The organism is Clostridium perfringens ATCC 13124, assembly GCF_000013285.1.
GTDB classification, from domain to species: Bacteria; Bacillota; Clostridia; order Clostridiales; family Clostridiaceae; genus Sarcina; species Sarcina perfringens.
Window position 1 is genome coordinate 1,426,421 of sequence record NC_008261.1, and the last position, 19,971, is coordinate 1,446,391.

Here is a 19,971-nt window from a genome sequence, read left to right on the forward strand (position 1 = left end):
AGATAATATTAGGATTAAATGAAACTACATTATAAGGTGATTAATAAATAAAACTTTTGTAAATAATATACTTAAGATAAAGTTGATTGGAGTGTAGAGAATGAAAGAGTTTTTAATAGTAAGTATTTTAGTTTCTACTTTATTCTTAAGTGAAGGATTAATTTATGGAAGTACTTTTTTAGAAAAAGAAGTTGATTTAAATAATGCTACCAATATTTCATTAGACAAAGAATCCTATAAAGACTTGTATTATACTGGGGAAAAAGCCCCTTTAACTAATGAAGAAAAAAAGATAATAGAGAATTATGCTTTAAAATATAGGGAAAGGGCTACTTTCTTAGATTTAGGCGCTAATATAGATGGATTTAAAGAAATAGGAAAGGAAAGATACTATCAAATAACCTTATATTCTAAAAGTGTAAAAGGTAATGATTTAACGGGAGTAGTAGATAGAATTCTTATAAATAAAAAGGGAAATGTTTTAAAGGGTGAAAATGGGGAACCTTTAAGTGGAATAGAGGGTCTCATAACAAATTTGAATATAAGCAACAATGAGATTATGGAGTTAGAGAATATTGCAAGAAATTATGAAGCAAAATTAAATAATAAAGATTTAGATGTAGACATATGGGGAGAAAAAGAAATTAATAATGAGATTTATTATGGAGTTAATATATACTCTAATACTTTGAAAAAAGAAGGAATCTTTGAACCTTTAGAAAAATTATATATAAATAAATCTGGAGAAGTTATTAGAAATACAGAGACTTAGATTAGGAGGGTATAAATGGAATATGGAGATATTAAATTTTTAGTTAGGAAAAGTTTAAATACAGAAGAGGGACTAAATATAAGTCTTAAGATTAAAGATGTTAATTTAAGAGAAATTCAGCTTTATAGGGGTAAAACAAAAATAAACAATATAAAGTGTAAAGAGGAGTTTTATTGCGATTCAAACTTTATATATATTAATAATAAAAGCAGGGATTTGATTTTAGAATATGAGGTTTTAATAGGTAACTTAGGAAAGCATGGAAAAGGTGGAGAAATAGAAGAGGATTTAATAAGCTTTATGGGTGAACAAATACTTATGTTACCAGTTGAAATGCTTACAATGAATGATGACCTAAAATTAAATTGCATCCTAGAAATAGATTTTACCAATCTTATAGAAGATATAAAGAGTGAAGTCTATAGTGAAAAGGATTATAAAAGTATAATACCTTTTAAAGAAAATGATTTTAAGTCAAAGTGTGTAGGGGGTACTTGGAGTGACCTATATGAAATAATGAAGTCTTCATATACCTTTGGCTTTTTTGAAGAAGTTGTTTTAAAGAAAGAATATGGAGAAGTACATTTATATAGTAGTATTGAAAATACATTTTTAAATGACAGTAGTAATGAAGAGCTTGTAAGAAATATAAAGTCTATTTGTGATTATTATTATGATTTATTTAAAATAGATTCTCTAAATAAGAAAGATTTGAATATAGTTTTACTTAGAAAGAGCAAAAAGGAGAACTCTTATATATTAGGCGGAAGTGGGAAAAATATTATAAGTGCTACTTTTGATATGAATAAAAAGAGAGATTGGCAATTATTATCCCATAGAATTTTTCATGCCTTTATGGATGATCTTTTAAAATCAAGAGTTTATCATCTTCCTCCAAATCTTTGGTTAACAGAGGGATTAGCTACTTATTATGAAAACTTAGCTTTAGAATCCATAGAAGATGGATTAAAAGAAAGCCTAGATATAAAGTTTAAAAAGGAAATGGCAAATTTATATACAAGATATTTATATATGACTTTAAAAGAGCCAAGCAGATTTAGAATAATTCCTATGGAAGAAGGAAGCATAAAAAGTCATGGTAAAATAGAGTTTTTACATTATACAAAGGCTCCCTTATTAGTATATTTTATAGAAACTTTAAAGAATTCATGTGGTAATAAACATGAAATAATAGAATATTTAATTAATAACAAAGACAAAAGTTTTTCTATGCAAAATCTTTTTTATAATCTGTTAGGTTTTAGGTGTGATAGCTTTGCATCTAAATATTTATTTGAAAATATTATAATTCCTCTATGGGACTTAAAAGAACATTTAGATGATAAAGAGGTTATTTGTAACTTACAGGAATATGAGTATATTTTGTGGACATGGTTTTTAGGAGAAGAAGAAAATTATATTAAAGATGATCTTAGGGAATATAACAAAAATATTGAGGAAATCATAAGCCTTAGAAATATTAATATTTATAATTCTTATTTAACAAAGGAAATTGAGGATTATTCTAAGGAATTAAGCTTTTTATTAAAGGCTTGGATTATTAGAAGTAATATATGTAGTGTTTCTTCTCAAGATGAAAATATTAGATATAAACTTTTAAAGGATAAAGAGAATCTTAGAATTTGGAAGGGATTTGTACAGCAATCCATAAAAAATAAGGTGAATATATAAGATAAGGCATCTATTAATTTTATGAAGGTTATAATATGATTTTTTTAGTTATAATATAAAATATTTAATAAATCAACATAATATATAAAGCTAACAAAATAATATAAATGAGCCTTTAGTAAAGTTAATATTATTATATTAACTTTATAATAAATACATTATAAGTCTATTCATTATGTCTAAATATAAAAATATATAAAGATAAAAGTTAAATATCAATAATTTTAATAAGGGTATTTTATAAGAAGTGAAATATACTAAATAATAGTATTATGTTATTTATGATATAATAATTTATGAAATAATTATATTTAAGAGTGGTAATATTTTTGTTTACAACTTTAAAGAATCTGATATAATAGAGTTTGTTATTTAAAATGAAATATTTTATTGCTATGATGAAGAAGAGTACATAAGTAATTATTTTAAAGCGATTTAGGGAGGGTGAGAGCCTAAAAAATAATCTTATAGAAAGAAGCTTCGGAGCTTAGACTGAAAATCTTAAATTTTAAGGAGTAGGTCTAGGGGTAATTCCCTTAATTGATTATGAGTGAGTTAGCTTAGCTAACTAATTTAGGTGGTAACGCGGAAGTTAAGTCTTTCGTCCTAATTTTTAGGACGAGGGACTTTTTTTATTACATAAATTTAGAAAGGAAAGTGAAAAGAATGAGTTATGAAAATTTAGCTAATTTAATATTCCCAAACATAGACAAAACACCGGAATATTATTTTGAAAAATATCCAAAGAGAGATTTAAAAGAAGGGGCTAAAGTATTAAGATATGCACCAAGTCCAACTGGATTTCAACATATAGGAGGAGTTTTTGCTTCATTAATAAATGAAAGATTAGCTCACCAAAGTGGTGGAATATTCTACTTAAGAATAGAAGATACTGATCAAAAGAGAGAAGTTGAAGGTGCTATAGATGATACTATAAAAACTATGCATAACTTCGGAATGGATTTTGATGAAGGAATAACTGGTGAAAACTCAGAAAAGGGAGCTTATGCACCATATAAACAAAGTCAAAGAGCTGATATATACAGAGCTTTTGTTAAAGATCTTTTAAGAAAAGGATTAGCTTATCCATGTTTTATGACTTCTGAAGAATTAGAAGCTTTAAGAGAAAAACAAATTGCAGAAAAATTAACTCCAGGATGTTATGGAGAGTTTGCTAAATATAGAGATTTATCACCAGAAGAGGCTATAAAGAGAATTGAAGCTGGTGAAAGCTATGTTATAAGAATGAAGTCACCTGGAAATCCTGAAAAGAGAGTTGTTGCTCATGATATGATAAAAGGAGAGGTTTCATTCCCAGAAAATCTTCAAGATGTAGTAATAATAAAAGGTGATGGCCTTCCAACTTATCACTTTGCTCATGCAATAGATGATACATTAATGAGAACTACTCATGTTATAAGAGGAGAAGAATGGTTATCATCACTTCCAATACATCTTCAAATGTTTGAAGTTTTAGGAGTAGAAGCACCTAAATATGCTCATATTCCAACAATAATGAAAATGGATGGAAGTTCAAAAAGAAAATTATCAAAGAGAAAAGATCCAGAAAGTGCAGTAAGTTATTACAGTGAAAAAGGATATCCATCTCAATCAGTTATTGAATATCTTTTAAATATAATAAACTCAGCTTTCGAAGAGTGGAGAGCAGAAAATCCAGATGCAGATTATCATGATTACAAAGTTGAACTAGATAAAATGAGTAAGAGTGGAGCTTTATTTGATTTAGTTAAATTAAATGATGTAAGTAAAGATGTTATCTGTAAAATGAAACCAGAAGTTGTTTATGATTTATATACAAACTGGGCTAAAGAATATGATAAAGAAATGTATGATTTAGTTACTTCTAAAGAAGCTATGATGAAAGAAGTATTCAATATAGATAAAGAAGGTCCAAAGCCAAGAAAAGACTTTGCTAAATGGGATGAAGTTAGAGAAAAAATATTCTACTTCTTTGATGAGTTATTTGATAAGGAAACAGCTAATGATGTTGAATTACCAAAAACTTTAGAATTAGAAGAAGCTAAGAGAATAATAGAAGCTTATGAAAAAGCATATAACTTTAATACAGATAAGGATACTTGGTTCTCAGATTTAAAAGAAGTTGCTGTAGAATTAGGATATGCTACTGATAGAAAGAAATATAAAAAGAACCCAGAAGAATATAAAGGAATGGTTTCTGATGTTGCAGGAGCTGTAAGAGCAGCTTTAACTCACAGAGCTAATACTCCAGATCTTTATACAATAATGCAAATTATGGGAGAAGAAGCTGTAAGAGAAAGATTTAAAAAATTCTTATCTCTATAATTTGATTTTAAGAGGTTTTAACACAATGCTAATAAAAAGCTTGCAATGTTAATTTTTTAGTGGTATAATTAGAACATAACAGAAAAAGCTTTAAAAGATGAATAAAATTTTCCTTAAACTTAAAGAAAATTTTTATTAATCCATTTAAATCTTTAAATTTAAGGAGGATGTCAAAATGGCAGATAGAACATTAAAATGTAAAGACTGTGGAGCAGATTTCATATTCACTGAGGGAGAGCAAGCTTTCTACAAAGAAAAAGGATTTGAAAATGATCCAGTAAGATGCTTAGATTGCAGAAGAGCAAGAAAAGCTCAAAGAAACAATAGATAATAATTTGTTTATTATAAGGTTGTAAGATTAGTCTTACAACCTTTTTTATTTTTATAATAAAAAATTCTTCTTAAATTGAAAGTATGTATAATTTTTAATATATAGTGAAAAATCTATATTGTTATTAAAGAGGGTTAGAAACTTTAAAATAAACCATTTTTCTAAAAGAGTTAAAATCAATATTGATTTTAGTTTAGTATTATAATTAAATTTTGGAGGTGTTTTATATGGAGATATATACTATAGGACATTCTAATTATGATTTAAGTAGACTTGTTGACATGTTAAATAAATATAATATAAATTGTGTAGTTGATATAAGGGGAATACCTTATTCTAAATATAATGTGCAATACAATAAGGAAGCAATTCAAAAAACTTTAAATGACTTAGGATTTACATATATCTATATGGCAAAGGAATTTGCTGCAAAGAGAGATAGCAAAATATCTTACAATAAAGAAGGCTATGCTGATTTTCATAAGGTTATTAATGAAGAATCTTTTAAAAATGGAATAGAGAGACTTAAATTAGGAATAAGTAAAGGATATAGAATAGCTTTATTAGGTGCTATGCAGGAACCTGTAAGATGTCATAGAAGTATATTAGTTGGAAGAGAATTAGAAAGATATGGATTTAAGGTTAATCATATACTTCATGATTATTCAATATGTGATCAAAGAGAAATAGAAAATATGCTTTTAGATAAATATTTTAAGGATAGAGGGCAGATTACCATAGATTCACTTATAGGAAATGAAAAGAGTGAAGAAGAAATGATAGAAGAAGGATATGATTTAGCAAATAAAGAAATTGGATATAGGATGGAAAAGCTAAAATAGTAGTTTAGAATAACTACTATTTTAGCTTTTATTAATTAAAGTTTAATGTTAGGTGTAATAAATAAAGTTAGGTTACAATAATATTTTATTTTTTATTTAGTTGAAGATTTCCAATAATGAACAAAATCCTCAAGGATTTTTCTAAGTACAGTTCCTATTTCTGAATAAGCATCATCATCTAAATTAGCTAAAGATATTCTTACTGACCATTCAGGCCCTTGGAATCCACCACCGCTTAATAAGACAATAGATGATTCCTCAGCTAATTTATATAAAACATCTACAGGTTTATAATTTGATTCTAAATAATTTGCAAATTCAGGACCATAATTTTTAAGAGCCCATTGCAATAAATCAAACTCAGCATAATATGATGCATCATATGGATTTTCTTTAATCGGTAAGTCTAGTCCTTCAAATAATAATTTTTGACGTCTGTGGCATATATCAATAGTTTGATTTTTATATGTATTTTCTTTATCAACTAAAGAGAATGCAGAAAAGAAGGCCATTTGTACTTGTTGAGGGGTTGAAAGCCCAGCAGTGTGATTTAGTGCTACTTGGCGGCTATCAGCAACTATTCTATCAATAAATGGAATTTTTTCTGGGTCTGTTGATAGAGACTCATATCTTTTATTTACCATTTCCTTTTTCTCACTAGGCAGTTCACTTATTAGTTTATCAAATATATTATCTTCATAAAGGGCCAAGGTACCAAGTCTCCAACCAGTTACTCCAAAGTATTTAGAATATGAATAAACACCTATGGAGTTATTAGGAAGATCAGCCACTAATGATTGAAACTTATTAACGAAGGTTCCATAAACATCATCAGAAATTATCATTAAATTTGGATTATAGTTAGTAACTATATCCTTTAAAAGCTCCTTACTTTTATCATGAATGGACATAGAAGGAGGATTGCTTGGGTTAACTAAAAATAAAGCCTTTATTGATGGATCTTTTAATTTGTTTAATTCCTCCTCTGGATACTGCCAAGTATAGCTTCCTTCTTCATTTATTTCACTAGCATGAATATATATACTTTCTAAATCATATCTAGGGAGTTGAGGAATTTCTAAATAAGGAGTAAAAATAGGTGTCATTATAGCTATTTTATCTTTTCTTTGAAGTAACTCATTTGCTATTAAGGAATCAAAAATATAGCACATAGCGGCAGTAGCACCTTCAACAGCAAAAAGTTTGAATTTTTTTGAAGGTGGAAGATAGCAAAGTTCTTTTAAAATATAATCATGAACTATAGATTCTATATGAGGAAGCATTCTATCTGGATAGGGATAATTATCTCCAATGATTGCATCACATAATTCATAGAGGAAATCATCAGGATTAAATCCTTTTTCATTTATGCCATAATCAATTATTTGTTCTAATAATTCAATGGCTGGAAAATTTTTGTTTTCTTCTAGAAAATTTAAGAATCTATTATATATTCCTTCTTTATGAGGAATTCCAGCTAAATCACAAGATTCAAAGGTTCTTTTTGTTTCAGATACAGCAAAATGACCAAAGGTAAAAAAGGCATCACGTGGCGTAGATGCTGTCCAGTTAGGATTTCCACGTCCAGCATCTAAAAGAATATGGGCACTTTTTTTGTCCTTAGCTAAATCTATTAATTTATTTTTAAATTCAAAGGGACTTATTTTTCCATATATTTTTTTTAGTTCTTCTAATTGTAGATTTTTATTTGTCATTGTAATTCCTCCTAAAATTGTGCTTAGTCATAGTATAGGTATAAAGAGGAATTTCTATAATAATAAAATAAAAAAGGGCATGTATCAAAATAAGTTTTATTAGTATATTTGATACAGCCACTTTTTAGTGATTATTTATTTGACATTGCTTGAAAAATTTCTAAGAAAAATTCTTCAAGTTCATTTATTTTCTTTTCAAGGTTACATACACGTTCTTCTAAAGATTTATCCCTATTACTTTCTAGGGAATCAGAGTTTATATTTTTTATAAAATCTGAATTAAGTTTTAAATCTCTAAAGTCTTTTTTTAAGTCTTCTAAGGAATATTCATTTGAATTTAAAAAGTTTATTTCATTTAAGTCAAAATCTACTTTAGGAATTCTTCTTCTACCTTTAAAGTTTTTAGGTATTTTTATTTCAAAAGGTAACTTGCTTTCACTGTTAAGACCATGAGAAGTTGTTTCTATTTCATCATTCACAGGAAGTTTTTCTATAGCAACTTCTTCTAATATAGTACTATTTGTAGCTTTTATGTTGATTTCTTTCTTATTAAAATTATCAGTATGTTCTATCTTAGAAGAAGGTTTATTTTCTTTCTTTTTAATTAAAAATATTTTAGAAAAACTATTTTTAAAATATGAAATCATCCTTTTAATTAGAGTTTTCTTTTTCTTCTTTTTTCTTCTAGCTGTTCTAGATACTCTAGGAATTTCTAAAGTCATACTTTGAGAAGTTTTAGTATTATCCTTTGAATTATCTTCCTTAGTAACACTAACTTTTTCAGATGTTTTAATTTCAGGTAATAATATATTAGTAGTTTCAATATCTTTTATGTTTAATTTTTCATTTATAGAATCTATTATAGATTGAACATCCTCACGTTCTGGTGTTTTAGGAAGGGAGGATTTACTTGTTTCAACTGAAGGCTTTATATCTATTGAAGTAGATTCTTCTTTATCCTTTTTAAAATAACCATCTGTACTATCAAAGAAAAAACCTTCTTCATTCATAAATTTTATTATATCTTTCTTTTGTATATCTATTTTTTTTGAAAGCTCTTTAAGAGAAATTCCATCTAGAACTAAAGAGTTATTTATTAATTTAACCTTATCTGAATTGTTCATATTTTTAAAGCTTATTTTTTTGTTACTCATAATTTCTCACCCTTAATACAAATATAAATTATGTCAATAGTAATGTGAGCTTTGCCATATTACAAAAGTTTCTAAAAATATTATAAAATAAAAACGAAGAATTTGAAATATATTACAATTAAAATAGGGAAAAATTTCAAAGATTTTTACATAATATATATAATTTTTATATATATTATAATTTAATTCTCATTTAATGAAGAATTTAGTAAGAAAGATTGTTGCTAAAAAATAGATACAAATGTAAAATAATATTAGAAATAAATTAAATCAAATTAAAGTTATACTAAAAAGGAGAATAAACATGAATATAGATGAATTAACAAAAAGAATAAATGAATTACACAAGAAGCATAAAGAAGAGGGTTTATCAGAGGATGAACACAAAGAAAGAGAAGAACTTAGAAAAGAATATATAAATAGATTCAAAAGCAACTTAAGAGAACAGTTAAAAGGAATTGAGCCGAAAAATAAGAAAAATTAAGGGTGATTTATGTGGGTGTTACAATAGAGAAGTTAATAAAGGATTTTAGTTTAGAGGTAATTCAAACTGGCGAAGAGAATGTCCCTATAAATGTTAGTGATGTAAATAGACCAGGATTACAATTAGCTGGCTTTTATAACTATTTTGCTCCAGAAAGAATTCAAGTTATAGGGAAAGCAGAATGGAGCTTTTTAGAAGATATGTCTCCAGATCTTAGGAAGAAAAGATTAAATAAATTTTTTTCCTTTGATATATCTTGTCTTATAATAACTAGAGGTTTAGAGATACATGAGGAACTTTTAAAAGCAGCTAGAAAGAGAAACTTATGGATTCTTAGAAGTGACATGGTAACTACTAAGTTTATAAGTAAAATCACTATGTATTTATCAGATAAAATGGCTCCTGAAACAAGATTACATGGGGTTCTTGTTGATGTATATGGTATAGGAATGTTAATCACAGGGGAAAGTGGTATAGGTAAAAGTGAAACTGCCCTAGAACTTATTAAAAGAGGACATAGATTAGTAACAGATGATGCTGTTGATATAAAAGAAATAGATGGAGATTTAATAGGTAGATCGCCAGAGATAACTTTTGGAATGCTTGAAGTTAGAGGTATGGGAATAATCGATGTATCAGCACTATATGGATTAAGTTCAATTTTAAATTCTAAGCAAATAAAAATAATAATTCATTTTGAGCATTGGAAAGATGATGGAGATTATGATAGATTAGGTGTAAACGACGAATATCAAGATATATTAGGTGTTAAAGTTAAAAAATTAAGGGTTCCAATAAGACCTGGAAGAAACATAGCAGTAATAATAGAAGCTGCCGCAGCTAATTATAGATATCAACGTATGTCAGACATTTCACCAGTTGATATAATTGAAAAAAGAATGCTTGAAAGTATGGAAAAAGAGAGTAAAATTTAATAAAAAGTATAAACTATAACCATATCAGAATTAAAGGTGATGATATGGTTATATTTAATATTGAGGAAAATTTTAAAGTAGTTGAAGAATGGAAAAAGGATGAGTTTCCAGCATGGATTTTAATGGAAGAAGATGAAGTCAATCTTTTAGAAAAAATGTTTTCTTATGAGTGTATAAATGAATGCATTGACTATAAACAGGAACAAAGAATAGACTGTTTCAAGGATTATACATTTATTTTAATTAATATAATAGAGCAAGTTGAAAAGCAAATTATCTCTAAAGAACTTGATATATTCTTAGGAAAAAGTTTTATAGTTACTGTTTATAAGAGTAATATCTCACTTCTATATGATTTAATTGAAGACATAAAGGAAGAAAAGAACTGTCAGTTATTTAAAGTAGATAAGAGTCCATCTATTATTCTTTATTACATTTTAGATAGGATTATAATAAATAACTATAATATAATATCTGATTTAGAGACTGAAGGAGATAAGATTGAGTTAGAAATCCTTAAAGATCCTGAAAGCAAGCATTTAAATTCCCTATTATTTATAAGAAGAGAAGCTTATAAACTTAGAAAACTTATAAAGCCAATTAGGTATATTGGAGATACCCTTGTTATAGATGAAAATGAAGTAATAGGAGAAGGGAATAAAGTTTATTTTAAAAATATAAATAGTAAAATAGAAAAGTTAATTACATCTTTAGATACCTTATCACAAGAGTTAGCAATTGTAAGAGAAGCCTATGAATCAGAACTAGCCAACAAGACAAATGAATTAATGAAGGTATTTACAATAATAACAGCAGTTTTTTTACCTTTAGAATTAATAACGGCTATATTTTCTATGAGCTTTGAATCTATGCCCTTTAAAACATGCCCTTATGGATTTTATATTTTAGTTTTTATATTAAGTTTAATGGCTATAATCTTGCTACTAATATTTAAAATAAGAAAATTTCTATAGTTTGACAAAATATTACCAAAAATATAGAATTGAATTAGAAGATAAAATAGATTGGAGGGCTATATTATGAAAGATGTAAAAGTTTTAAAAAAAGAATATGAAAATGCTTGGACTAAATATGAAGAGGCAGATTTAAAACAGGTATTTTCATTAAGTGATAGATATAGGGAGTTCATGTCAGTTGCTAAAACTGAAAGAGAATGCGTTAAGGTTTTAGCTCATATGGCAGAAAGTAAAGGGTTTAAAAATTTTTATGAAGTTATTAAAAATGGAGAAAAAGTGACAGCTGGGGATAAACTTTATTCTATAAACATGGATAAAACAATAACTTTAATAAAAGTAGGTTCAGAACCATTAGAAAAGGGATTAAGAATAATAGGAGCTCACATAGATTCTCCAAGAATGGATGTTAAACAAAATCCATTATATGAAGATTCCGGATTAGCATTATTAGATACTCATTATTACGGAGGAGTAAAAAAATATCAATGGGTAACTATACCTCTTGCAATACATGGAGTTGTTGTAAAAAAAGATGGAACTAAGGTAGATATTAAAATAGGAGAAGATGAAAATGATCCTGTTTTAGGAATTTCAGATCTTTTAATCCATTTATCAGCAGATCAATTAGATAAAAAAGGAGCTAAAGTAGTAGAAGGAGAAGACCTAAATATTTTAGTTGGAAGTATGCCATTAAAAGGAACTGAGGAAAAAGAGGCTGTTAAAGCTAATATATTAGTTTTATTAAATGAAAAATATGGCATAACTGAGGAAGATTTTGTATCAGCTGAGTTAGAAGTAGTTCCTGCTGGTAAGGCAAGAGATTATGGATTAGATAGAAGTATGATTTTAGCATATGGTCACGATGATAAAATATGTGCATATACTTCAGCAGAGGCTTTAATGGATTTAGAAAATGTTGATAAAACATGTGTAGCATTATTAGTTGATAAAGAAGAGATAGGTAGTGTGGGAGCTACAGGAATGCAATCAAGATTCTTTGAAAATATAATTGCAGAACTTATGGATAGAAAAGGAGAATATTCTGAATTAAAACTTAGAAGATGTCTTCAAAATTCAATGATGTTATCAGCTGATGTTACTGCAGCTTTTGATCCAAACTATCCTTCTGTATGTGAAAAGAAAAACACAGCTTATTTTGGACATGGAGTAGTATTTAGCAAATATACAGGAGCTAGAGGAAAAGCAGGTTGCAATGATGCTAATGCAGAATATATAGCTCATTTAAGAAATATAATGGATAAGAATGGTGTTGTATGGCAAACTGGAGAGCTTGGAAAAGTAGACCAAGGTGGCGGTGGTACAATCGCTTATATATTAGCTCAATACAATATGGAAGTTATAGATTGTGGAGTAGCATTACAAAATATGCATGCGCCTTTAGAAGTAGCATCTAAAGCAGATTTATATGAAACTAAAAAATGTTATAAGGCATTTTTTGAAGAAGCATAATTAATCAGTTAAGAAAGGCTGTATCAAAATATCTAATCTAATATATATGATTTAGAGTATATTAGATATATTTATGGTACAGTCCTTTTTATATTAAAATAATTTGTTTGATAAGGATTTATATATGAATAAAGTATTAAAGGGGAATTTAATTTTTTTAAGTTTTATATTGTTAGTAACATTAATTTTTATAGAAAGATATAATGGTGAAAATGTTCTTTTAATTTTAAGTTTGATTTTTTATCTTGAAATAATATTTATAACAAGGGAATTTCTTAAATACATAAACTTAGGTCAAGCTATAAAAAATAGGAGTATTTTTAGTAGAGAACACAAGAATAAAAATAAATTTATTAATAAAGTTTTGTTAGAGGAGAAATTAGACCCTCTAAGCAATGTATTTACTAGATTTGAATTTAAAAATAATATTGAAATGTGGAAAGGAGAATATACACTTTTCCTAATTGATTTAAGAAAATTTAGTTTGATAAATGATGCTTTAGGCAGAGATAAAGGAGATGAAGTTTTAAGGGAGTTTGGTAAGGGATTAAATAATATATCAAAAAGCTTAGCTTCTAAAAATTTATATGGAGTATATGGAGGAGAAGAATTTTTAGTTGCAATTAATAGTAGAAATAAAGAAGATATAATAGAAGTTTTAAATAAGCTAGATAATTTGAAAAAAATAAGATTAAATAGCCTTAATAAAGAAATTAAAATGGAATTTAATATAGGATATTCTATAAATTTAGGAAATAAGAGTTTTGAAGAAATAATTGAAGAAGTGTTTTTTGCTAAGGAAAGAGCTAAAAAAGAAGCTTTTATATCTGTCATAGAATATACAGAAGAACTAAAGGGCATAAGAAAAAAGAATAATTTAATAATAAGAGATATTAAGGATTCATTGATAAATAAAAAGTTATATACTGTTTATCAACCTCAAATATCATCCTTAGATGATAAAATAAAAGGTTATGAGACTCTAATAAGATGGAATCATGAAACTCTAGGCTCTATATCAGCTAGTGATATAGTTAAAACCTTAGAAGAAATAGATGCTATTAAGGATTTAGATTTATATGTTTTTGAATCAACCTGTGAATTTCAAAGTAGGTTAATTCAAAATAATATTGAGTTACAATGTTCAGTTAACATATCAATAAACACCTTAAAACATAGAGGGGTAGGATCTAATCTTTATAAGATAAGTAAAAATTATAACCTTAAACCAGAAAATATTACCTTAGAGATTTTAGAGAATTCTGATTTAGAGGTTAGCGGAAATGCTATAAATGAAATTATTAAGCTTAAAAAATATGGATTTAAAATATCTATAGATGATTTTGGAAAGGGATATTCATCTATAAATAGAGTATTAAAGATACCTTTTGATCAAATAAAAATACCAAAGGACTTTATATCAGATATACCTAATAGTAAATATATAGCCATAATAAATTCAATTTCAAATTTTGCTAAGACTTTAGGAGCTGAACTTGTTATTGAAGGTGTTGAAAGCAAAGAATACTATGATTTTTTTAAGTTATTAGATTTTGATGTTATTCAGGGTTTTTATTTTTCAAAAGCATTAAATGAAAAAGAGTTCTTAGAATATGTAAATAATTTAGGTGTAAGTATATCAATATAGGATTATTTAAATTTATAAAAGTTAATTTATTGTTTAATTTAAGTTATTATTTCAATATGTTCTTATTTAGGATATAATTAATTGTGTAAATGTTTAAAAAAGAAAGGAAATTTTACGAAAATAAACATAGTTACTTTGTTTGTTTAGGGAAAAAAAGGGGAGAGTCAAATGAAAATAGCATTAATAGCACATGATAAGAAAAAAGAAGAAATGATAGAGCTTGCAAAAGATTTTGAAGATAAGTTAAGTAAACATATACTTGTTGCAACAGGTACTACAGGACTTAAAGTTATGCAAAATACATCTTTAGACGTTAAAAGATGTAAAAGTGGCCCACTAGGGGGAGATCAAGAAATAGGAGCGATGGTAGCAAACCATGATGTTGATATGGTAATTTTCTTAAGAGATCCATTAACAGCTCAACCTCATGAACCAGATATTAGTGCATTACTTAGACTTTGTGATGTTTACAAGGTTCCACTAGCTACAAATACAGAAAGCGCTAAGCTTATAATGGCTGATATTTAGTAAAAATAAAGCTAAATCACCTAATTTTGTTAATCTAACATCATGATTACATATTTAATCATGGTATAATTTGATATAAAATTAAGGTGATTTTTTTGTTAGAAAAAGATTTTTCTTATTTTTTAGATAATAACCATAAAATCATGCTAAGAATATAATAAATTGTAGAATATTATAAAAGGAAGCGATTATATGCATGATTGGAGTATGTTAAAGAACTATAGATTATGGTTAGCTATCTTTGCTTTAATACCTTTAATACTTGAAGGGTTCAATTTGAGCATTTTGCCGTCAAATTATAATGAAATAGTAACTTTATTTTTATCAATATTAGTTATGGGAGGAATATTAAATAATCCTAATCCTGATAAGGTAGAATTGAAAGAGAATAAGGGATCAGAAAATTGCACAAAAAAAATAACTAGTTCAGAGGGAGAAGAAGAGAAGAAATAGTAATAATCCATTGAATTTAAATTTTTGCTGTATTAAAATTAAAGTATCAGAAGTAATGTGTTGAAGAATAGGAGATGTTTTATATGGCAAAAGAAATAATAAAAACAAACAAAGCACCAGGTGCAATTGGACCTTATTCACAAGGAATAAAAATAGGAGATTTTGTTTATACTTCAGGACAAATTCCACTAAATCCTGAAACTGGAGTAATGGCAGGATCAATTGAAGAACAAACAGCTCAATCTTTAGAAAATGTAAAGGCTATCTTAGAAGCTGCGGGAACTTCTATGGATAAAGTAATAAAGACTACAGTATTTTTAAGTGATATGAATGATTTCGTAAGAATGAATGAAGTATATGCTACTTATTTTACAGAAAATCAACCAGCAAGAAGTGCTGTAGAGGTTGCTAAATTACCTAAAGATGCTAAAATAGAGATTGAAGTTATAGCTACTTTAAAATAGTTTCTATATCTTCATAATTAGCAAGATAGGGGAGATTTTACTTATGAATTATAAGACTACAGGAGTTTGTGCTAAGGAGATTAATTTTGAAATCGAAGATAACAAAATAAAAAGTGTTAGCTTTGTAAATGGATGTCCAGGAAACTTAATGGGAGTTTCTAAGCTTGTTGAAGGAATGGATGTTGATGAAGCTATTTCTAAATTAAAAGGAATAGATTGTAGAGGAAAAGGAACATCTTGTCCAGATCAACTTGCAAAAGCTTTAGAAGAATATAAAAAAAGCTTATAACAAGCACAAAGAGCATATAGTTTAAGTAATTTTTGCTTAAGTTTAATATATTTCTCTAAATAAAAAAGTGACTATATAAAATTTATATAGTCACTTTTTATTTTATTTATAGTAAATCATTTGATAAAGCAGCTGCTTTAGATAGTTTATTATCTATTGCTATTATTATTTGTCCTGCTTTAGAAATATCACCAACTATAATTCCTCCAACTAAGATGTTGTCTTTGAAGAATAGTTTAGTATATTGACCTTTTGATTCATCTTTAGAACTTATTTTTTCATAAGAAGAATCGTTAAATCTTATTAAACCAGCTGAGAATACATGAGTATTTAAAGCATCTAATATTATAGATGGTGTAAAGTTTTCAAATGCTTTTTCTGCTTCACATGCATTTGCACCAGCAGTTTTACCCATTTCTATAGCAGCAGGCCAGTTTCCGTAAACAAGACCATTAAATTCAGCTACATCTCCACAAGCATATATGTCTTTAATACTTGTTTCCATTCTTTCGTTAACAATAACACCTCTATTGCATTCAATTCCAGTTTCTTTAGCTAATTCTATATTACTTCTAATACCTGTTGAAACTAGAAGAATATCAGCATCTAAAGTTTTTCCGCTCTTTAAGTTTAAAGAAGTTAATTTGCCATCTTTAGCTATTATTTCAGCACATTCCTCTGATGTTATGAATGTTATTCCGCAATCAGAAACTTGATTTCTAAAGATATCAGCACCTTCTTGATCTAATTGGTTATTCATAAGATTTGGTAAGAATTCAACTACTGTAACATCTAATCCAGCAAGTTTCATTTCCCAAGCTGCTTCTAATCCAAGAGGACCAGCACCTATAACAACAGCCTTCTTAGCTTCTTTCATTTCTTCTTTAACATCAAAAGTATCTTTTAAATCTTTAATAGAGTAGATACCTTTAAACTCATGAATATTTTCACAATTTAAAGTAACTTCTTCATTATTATTTTTAACTTTAAATGGTGGAATAAAGTTATGGCTACCATTAGCTAATATAAGTTTAGTATATGGTATTTCAGTACCATCTTTTAAGATTACTTTTTTAGCATCTTTATCTATAGAAGTAACAGTAACTCCTAGTAATTCTTCTATATTATTTTCTTTGTACCAAGAAGATTTAGCTAAGTAGAAAGTATCTAAATTCATTTCTTCATTTAAAAGATCTGAAAGATTTGGTCTTGAGTAAGAAGATACTTCTTCACTTGAAAGTAATTTAACAGAAGCTGTACTGTTTATTTCTCTTATTGTTTTAGCAGCATAGAATCCAGCAGCTCCATTACCTATAATAACGAAGTTATCATCAGTATCATTCTTTTCAAAAGTATCCATTTCTACTTCTATAAATTGTTCTTTTCCAGCTCCACAAACAGGGCAAACTTCAGGACATACTGGACTTTCGAATATTTCACCACAAACTAAGCATTTCCAATATCTTGTTTTACCATTTCCAGTTAATACTTCTTTAGTTTCTGTAGCATTATTTGGAGCATAATCAAGTTCCTTTTCTCCAAACATAGTTCTTGAGAAATCTCTACCAAATTCAAAAGCTTCTTTTAATTCAGTTGTTGATGGTTTAAACTTAATTCTTAAACCAGGTCCAAATATATTCATTTTTAATTCTTTTAATCTAGCTTCTATTCTTGGAACAGCTTCACCACTCCAACCAAATGAACCAAAGGCTGCAGCATATTTTCCACCATGAATAATAGGGTTTAAGTTAGCTAAAAGAATTCTAATAGGAGGTAATAATTCTCCAACTATTGTTGGTGATCCAAATAGTATACCATCTGATTCTCCTATGTCAGCTAATACATCTTCTTGCTTGCTATAAGTTAAATCATATAATTTAACTTCAACATTGTGCTCAGATTGTATTCCTTTAGCTATTTCTTCAGCTAATTCTTTAGTATAACCATAAGCTGATACGTAAGGAATAGTAACTTTCTTATCTCCATTTATTTTAGGTTTTACTGGAGTACTCCATTCCTTATAAGTATTTATTATCTTCCAAGGATCTTGTCTAAGGATAGGTCCGTGACCTGGGCATACAAGTTCTATATCTAAATCTTTAATCTTATCTATAGCTTTTAAAACATATGGTTTGTATGGTCCAAAGATACAATCATAGTAGTATCTTAAGGCATCTAAATATTCTTCTTCATTAGGAACTAAGTCATTAAATATTTCTTCACAAGAATAGTGGCTTCCAAAAGAGTCACAAGTTATTAAAGCTTTATCTTCTGGAATATAAGTGTACATTGAATCTGGCCAATGTAAAAATGGTGCAGAGATAAATTGTAATGTTTTGTTTCCTAATGAAATTGTGTCATTGTCTCCAACAACTATATATTCAAAATCTTTATTAACTATATCTTTTAAGAATTCTATAGCTTGCATTGAACCTATAACTTTAGCTTTAGGAGATAATTCAAGTAATTTTTCAACAGATCCAGCATGATCAGGCTCTGTATGATCAACAACTATGTAATCTATTGATTTAGGATCAATACCTAAGCTATTAAGTTTTGATAAGTAATCATCAAAACATTTTTCTTTTACTGTTTCAAATACAGCTATTTTTTCACTACCTTTAACGACATATGAGTTATAAGTAGTTCCATAAGGAGTGTACATAATAATATCAAAAACTCTTAATTCAGGATCTAAAGATCCAACCCAATAAATATCTTTTTTTACTTCTAAATAATTCATAAAAACACCACCTAATATATGTTAAAATTATAACAATCAAAATCAACTAATATTAATTATTAATTAATACCTACAATTAAATTATATTCTTTTTCATTGAAATGTAAATACTTTTTTTAATAAAATATTAAATTATTTGAGATTATAAAAAAATAATGGTAATTTGGCAGTTAAACCATATTACCATTATTTTAATCATTAATATTATTTTTTATTACAATTATATTTTTTTAGAAATTTTTCAAGATATTCTTCTGGCATACTCATGCATCCAACATGACCATGTCTTTCATCTCCTTCATGATCTCCATGAAAATCTGAACCACATGTTATAAGAAGATCATGATGAACAGCATATGAAATAAAGAAGTCAGTATCTTTTTTAGTATTTTGATAGTAAATAGCTTCTATACCATCAAAAGGAAATTCCATAACTTCTTGTACAGGAACTCTTTTTATAAGCTTTGGATGAGCAAGCACTGTTATAGCATTATTAGCTTTTAATATATTTATTCCTTCTTCTACAGAAATTTTTTTGTTAGGAACATAAGCTGGGCTATCATTTCCTATGAAGTTATCAAATATATATTCCCAATCATAAGGATAACCAGCTTCTATTATGCATTGAGCTATATGAGGTCTAGCAACAACACCTTTTCCCTTTGCTAAGACATCTTTATAATCAAGTTTAATATTAAAATATTTTTCTAAATTAGCTACGATTTTTTTTGCTCTACCTATTCTAGAATCCTTTAATTCATTTAAGAACTTTTGAAAATCTTCGGATTTATAAGAATCATCTCTAAAATATCCTAGTACATGAACTGTAGACCCCTTATGCTCACAACTAAGTTCTATTCCAGGAATAAATTGAATATCTAGTTCTTTTGCGGCTTTCTTTGCTTCATCAAGACCAGAAGTTATATCGTGATCTGTTAAAGCTATTAAGGATATACCTGCTTTTTTAGCTTCAGCAATTACCTCTTTTGGAGATAGTGTTCCGTCAGAAGCTAATGAGTGACAATGAAATTCTGCATTAATATTAATAGTAAACCCTCCTTTAAAACTGAAAAAATCAATGTATGTATAATAATTATTTGAATAATATTGTTAATTTTAAAAAATTTGTAGTATAAATATTTTAACACA

The 19,971-nt window shown here is 27.3% G+C and carries 18 protein-coding genes and 1 other annotated feature; of the genes, 14 read left to right on the plus strand and 4 right to left on the minus strand.

All coding sequences use genetic code 11. From position 1 onward, the window contains the following. The first annotated feature begins 100 nt into the window (after positions 1 to 100). From CPF_RS06115 to CPF_RS06135, 5 genes are all read left to right on the plus strand, one after another. On the plus strand, positions 101 to 772 hold the full coding sequence (locus CPF_RS06115; RefSeq protein WP_011590633.1) for a hypothetical protein: 672 nt from the start codon (positions 101 to 103) through the stop codon (positions 770 to 772). Between the two features lie 15 nt (positions 773 to 787). Beyond that, positions 788 to 2,464: a hypothetical protein gene (locus CPF_RS06120; protein WP_011590634.1), complete on the plus strand. Its 1,677-nt coding sequence runs from the start codon at positions 788 to 790 to the stop codon at positions 2,462 to 2,464. A 386-nt stretch (positions 2,465 to 2,850) separates the two neighbouring features. Next, positions 2,851 to 3,076, plus strand: a binding site (T-box leader). Between the two features lie 54 nt (positions 3,077 to 3,130). Next, entirely contained in the window at positions 3,131 to 4,789 is a 1,659-nt protein-coding gene (gene gltX / locus CPF_RS06125; protein ID WP_011590635.1) for a glutamate--tRNA ligase, read from the plus strand. A gap of 175 nt (positions 4,790 to 4,964) precedes the next feature. Next, the gene (locus CPF_RS06130; RefSeq protein ID WP_003481131.1) at positions 4,965 to 5,120 is read left to right on the plus strand and encodes a zinc-ribbon domain-containing protein; all 156 of its coding nucleotides are present in this window, start codon (positions 4,965 to 4,967) and stop codon (positions 5,118 to 5,120) included. 227 nt (positions 5,121 to 5,347) lie between these two features. Then, entirely contained in the window at positions 5,348 to 5,962 is a 615-nt protein-coding gene (locus CPF_RS06135; protein ID WP_003472308.1) for a DUF488 domain-containing protein, read from the plus strand. A gap of 92 nt (positions 5,963 to 6,054) precedes the next feature. On the opposite strand, the gene aspD is transcribed toward CPF_RS06135, so the two are convergent. Next, entirely contained in the window at positions 6,055 to 7,677 is a 1,623-nt protein-coding gene (aspD, locus tag CPF_RS06140; RefSeq protein ID WP_011590636.1) for an aspartate 4-decarboxylase, read from the minus strand. Between the two features lie 131 nt (positions 7,678 to 7,808). Continuing rightward, a complete protein-coding gene (locus CPF_RS06145; RefSeq protein WP_011590637.1) occupies positions 7,809 to 8,831 on the minus strand; it encodes a hypothetical protein in 1,023 nt (340 codons plus the stop codon). A gap of 304 nt (positions 8,832 to 9,135) precedes the next feature. Between CPF_RS06145 and CPF_RS06150 the strand changes: the two genes are divergently transcribed. The 9 genes from CPF_RS06150 (at position 9,136) to CPF_RS06190 (ending at position 16,079) form a co-directional block, all read left to right on the plus strand. Beyond that, positions 9,136 to 9,315 carry a DUF896 domain-containing protein gene (locus tag CPF_RS06150; protein ID WP_003448677.1) on the plus strand — a complete coding sequence of 60 codons (180 nt, stop codon included), beginning with the start codon at positions 9,136 to 9,138 and terminating at the stop codon, positions 9,313 to 9,315. Positions 9,316 to 9,326: 11 nt separating this feature from the next. Further along, complete coding sequence (gene hprK / locus CPF_RS06155; protein ID WP_003448672.1) at positions 9,327 to 10,250, plus strand: HPr(Ser) kinase/phosphatase; 924 nt, start codon at positions 9,327 to 9,329, stop codon at positions 10,248 to 10,250. A 44-nt stretch (positions 10,251 to 10,294) separates the two neighbouring features. Next, positions 10,295 to 11,224, plus strand: a complete 930-nt coding sequence (locus CPF_RS06160) for a magnesium transporter CorA family protein (protein WP_011590638.1) — start codon at positions 10,295 to 10,297, stop codon at positions 11,222 to 11,224. 66 nt (positions 11,225 to 11,290) lie between these two features. Further along, positions 11,291 to 12,697: an aminopeptidase gene (locus CPF_RS06165; RefSeq protein WP_003472255.1), complete on the plus strand. Its 1,407-nt coding sequence runs from the start codon at positions 11,291 to 11,293 to the stop codon at positions 12,695 to 12,697. Positions 12,698 to 12,821: 124 nt separating this feature from the next. Further along, complete coding sequence (locus CPF_RS06170; RefSeq protein ID WP_011590639.1) at positions 12,822 to 14,345, plus strand: EAL domain-containing protein; 1,524 nt, start codon at positions 12,822 to 12,824, stop codon at positions 14,343 to 14,345. Positions 14,346 to 14,513: 168 nt separating this feature from the next. Then, complete coding sequence (locus tag CPF_RS06175; RefSeq protein WP_003476019.1) at positions 14,514 to 14,873, plus strand: methylglyoxal synthase; 360 nt, start codon at positions 14,514 to 14,516, stop codon at positions 14,871 to 14,873. Positions 14,874 to 15,065: 192 nt separating this feature from the next. Next, positions 15,066 to 15,326, plus strand: a complete 261-nt coding sequence (locus tag CPF_RS06180; protein ID WP_003458618.1) for a hypothetical protein — start codon at positions 15,066 to 15,068, stop codon at positions 15,324 to 15,326. 83 nt (positions 15,327 to 15,409) lie between these two features. Then, positions 15,410 to 15,790, plus strand: a complete 381-nt coding sequence (locus CPF_RS06185; RefSeq protein WP_003458553.1) for a RidA family protein — start codon at positions 15,410 to 15,412, stop codon at positions 15,788 to 15,790. Positions 15,791 to 15,833: 43 nt separating this feature from the next. Continuing rightward, entirely contained in the window at positions 15,834 to 16,079 is a 246-nt protein-coding gene (locus CPF_RS06190; RefSeq protein WP_003448671.1) for a TIGR03905 family TSCPD domain-containing protein, read from the plus strand. 106 nt (positions 16,080 to 16,185) lie between these two features. On the opposite strand, the gene CPF_RS06195 is transcribed toward CPF_RS06190, so the two are convergent. Together CPF_RS06195 and CPF_RS06200 are read right to left on the minus strand one after the other, a co-directional pair. Continuing rightward, entirely contained in the window at positions 16,186 to 18,822 is a 2,637-nt protein-coding gene (locus tag CPF_RS06195) for an FprA family A-type flavoprotein (protein ID WP_011590640.1), read from the minus strand. Between the two features lie 204 nt (positions 18,823 to 19,026). Beyond that, positions 19,027 to 19,869, minus strand: a complete 843-nt coding sequence (locus CPF_RS06200) for a PHP domain-containing protein (protein WP_011590641.1) — start codon at positions 19,867 to 19,869, stop codon at positions 19,027 to 19,029. Positions 19,870 to 19,971 lie beyond the last annotated feature (102 nt).